A 3,562-nucleotide genomic window follows, 5' to 3' on the forward strand; every position below is an offset into this window, starting at 1 on the left:
GAAATCTTAGCTCCTAAATTTTACAACAAATACAAAGATTTAGAAGTAGAGATTGATGATAAGGGCAATGTGCTTAGGTGGATAGGAGAGATTAATAGAGAGACAAAAAATATTAGCAAATAAAAAATGATATAATAATACTTTATATAAGGAATCTTTTATGTTTATAAGTTCTAAAACAGAGTTAATTCAAACTATTAAAAATTTAACAATCAACAATAAAGAAGTTAAACAGATTGATTTTATTTATCCTAATTTTTCTATTTTACACGCTATATTAAAAAATATTGATTTTCATCAAAGAAAAATGCTATCTAAAAATCAAATATTGGCTATGGAAATACTAGAAATTTTAAAACAAACTTGTGATAATCACAATAATATAGAAATAAATATCCATACCCTTAATGAGCTTGATGCTGGACAAAATGTAAATTTAAAAGATTTATCAAGCAGTGAAATTTGCACTAAAGTTTATTTAGAAGACTTAGAAGAAGAAATTCAAGACAAGAAACAAGGTAAAGATTTTAATCTTTTTTATCATACAGATAAAAATAATCTTTGTATCGAATTTATCAATACTTTAAAAGAACTAGCTAAAGATTCTGAAGATATAACAACCTTAGACGAGTTAATCGAAAACATTGATCCTGATGATATAAGCAGTGAGAAATTTGATGATTTTAAGAAAAAAGTTTTAGAAAAGATTGGAAATGTCATAGAATCGGATTTTTTCAAAAATAGCATAAGTCCCACTTTAAAAAATACTTATGAAAAATTTATCAATGAGTTGTTAGAACACATTAAAAAACTTGCCGAAGAAAAAGAATATGAAAAAATTAAAATCATACTAAGTGCTATAGCGGGTGTTGCAATAGCCACAGTGGTAGCTGTTCTTACAGGTGGGACAGGATTAGCTATTTTGGCTGCTGGTTTATTTTCTTTAATGGGTTCTGCAAGCGAGTATTATGAATTTGCTCAAAGAGATTATGGCACACTTTTAACGACTTTAGCCGCATTTTTAGCCACTAGATGTGCTATGTTTATTCATTATATTAATTCTCGCTTGTTATCTTGTGTTTTAATTATTAATAAAAAAGAAATTATTGATTTAAGTGGTTTTGGATTATATCTTGGAAGTGATGAAAGCAATATCGCTTCGAATTTGGCTTATAAAATCACTTTAAGCGAAGAAATAAAAAGCATTGAAAATATTTTTAGTGAAATCTTTTTAAACCCAGAACAAAAAGACAAGGGATATAAAAATACACCCAATGATTCAAAATCGAGCAATTTACCCGCTTTCATTTCAACGCAAAAATTATCTAATTTGTATTTAAAAAACAATGCTATTTTAAAGAATTTGCAAGAAGATATTAAACAATTTATTTATTTTTCCTATATAGAAAGTCCAAATTTTAACTCAAGTAAACTAGCTGAATTTTTCGCACAAAAAAATCAAAATGCACAAATAGATTTAAATACAACTAAAATGAGTAAAAATTATTTGATTATTTCAAATATCCCCAATAAATACAATGCAGGACTTAGTGAAAGTTTAACTCAAGAAATCGCCAACTATAATATACAAGATAAATACAGAAGAATTAAAAAAAATATTGATACTTCAAAAAAAACTTATGACAGCACAAGAGATTATAGCGAATATAGCATAGAAATGCCACAAGATGAAAATGAACCTTATATTTTACAATTAAGCCCTTTTGTGAAAATATCCAAAGAAGCTTATGAGAATAGTAAAAAAGCTTATGAAGATATGCAAAAGGTTTATAAATATTTAACAAATTTTGTTGCTACACCGCAGAAGCTACCAGAATTCGCAAAAACAGCTAAAGAAAAATTAGCAATATCAGAAAATGAGCCAATGATAGAAATAGTAAAAAAGACGGAAAATTTACGACATTGCGAACGAATAAACATTTTAGCTTATATTGACTACAATAAAAAAATAAATGATAAAAAATGGTTTCCTTATTTTTATATCAAAAAATTCTTTAAACAAAACGAAGCCAAAGAATCCATCATAGAAAAAGAAAAGAAGATAGCTCATCAATATTTAACTTTTTTGAAAAAAGAGTTTTTTGAAAAATCGGATAAATCTTCATTTGGGAACTATTCTTTAATGGAATGTTTATTTATTTCATTTGTCTTGTATCAAGCTAAGCTTATTTTTCCAAATATCAATTTGGATTTGAAAAAATATGGAGGCAGTAATTTTGTATATATAAAATACTTAGAGGAAACTTATGTTTTATGGACAGATGAATGTCCAATATATGTAAATAATGAGCCAACAAATATTACAGCATATGAAGTTGTATCGCAATTATTAAAAATACTTGACAAAAAAGATTATTCTTTTGTGGAAAATGATAATTCGATAACTATAGATGATTTTTTTAATGAATTATCAAAAGATTTAGATACAACAAATACATTAGATAAAAAAATAATCAAATTAAAGCAAATGTATCATTTAGATGAACAAAAATGCATTAAAGAATTTATGAATTTAGACGAAGAAACGCAACGAGCTTTTGTTGCATGGATGGATATAGAGAAACAAATATCAGATTTATCAAAGCTTTTGGAACAGATGTATGGAAAAGAATATTTAAATAAGGCAAAAGAACAAAAAACAACTGAAATATTTACTTATGCGATGTTAAAAATTTTATTAAGTGCTAGTCCTTTTATCAGCTTTACAGCTCAAATGTTGTGGGATTTTAATTTTTTAAAAACAATAGAATATGTTATTCAAGCTTGTATTAAAATAAACAAAGAAGGATTTAAAGAATTTTTTAAAGAACAGCTTGGTATTTTTGCACCTCCAAAAAAGAATAGTATATATCATATACACATAAAATCTAATTTAATAATAAAAGCACGCTTGCAGCAAATAGAAAAAGAATTAATTCATACTAAAATCCAAATGATTTTAGCACAAGAGATAAAATCCAATTTAATAATACAAAAAAATACATCCGGTTTAAATCTATTTATCACAAAGATAAAAGAATACTTTAATGAAAAACAAATTAAGATTTATTGGAGTGATAAATATATGAAACAATTATTTATATACTCTAATCAAGAAAGCAATATATCTAAAATTGCTCTTATGCATAGCATGGATATACAAACTCAAAAATATACTATTTATACTTATGCTAAGCTAAATAAACTTGACCTTGCTTCTATTGTGACTGGAGAATTTGTGGGTATTTTTTTAAATTATCTCTTTCCAACAAATTTTAAAGCCCTACAAGAACAATATGAAAGCATTGTTTATCAGCTTTACACCTTTAAAGATGATTCTCCTTTAGCGGTTATAAGAGATCATTTTGTAACTTATCCTTTTGCAATCAATTCGAAATTCATTAGCTTTGATTTAAAGAAAATTTTTTATGGCATAGATCTTTGCACAGGAGTTTTTGACACTCATTTTTCCTTTCATTATGAAATAGATCAAAAGCTTGAAGAAAATAAAGAATTTCTTTTAAAAAGACTTTTGTCTTATTTGATTATTGATGAGAAAAGA

The 3,562-nt window shown here is 25.7% G+C and carries 1 protein-coding gene; it reads left to right on the forward strand.

The window, feature by feature from the left end; translation table 11 throughout:
- Window positions 1-160: 160 nt before the first annotated feature.
- Window positions 161-3,562: hypothetical protein (locus AJN64_RS01465; protein WP_070292571.1), on the forward strand; the 3,402-nt coding region annotated here is incomplete at its 3' end.

Source organism: Campylobacter sp. BCW_4332, assembly GCF_001763175.1.
Taxonomy (GTDB): domain Bacteria; phylum Campylobacterota; class Campylobacteria; order Campylobacterales; family Campylobacteraceae; genus Campylobacter_D; species Campylobacter_D jejuni.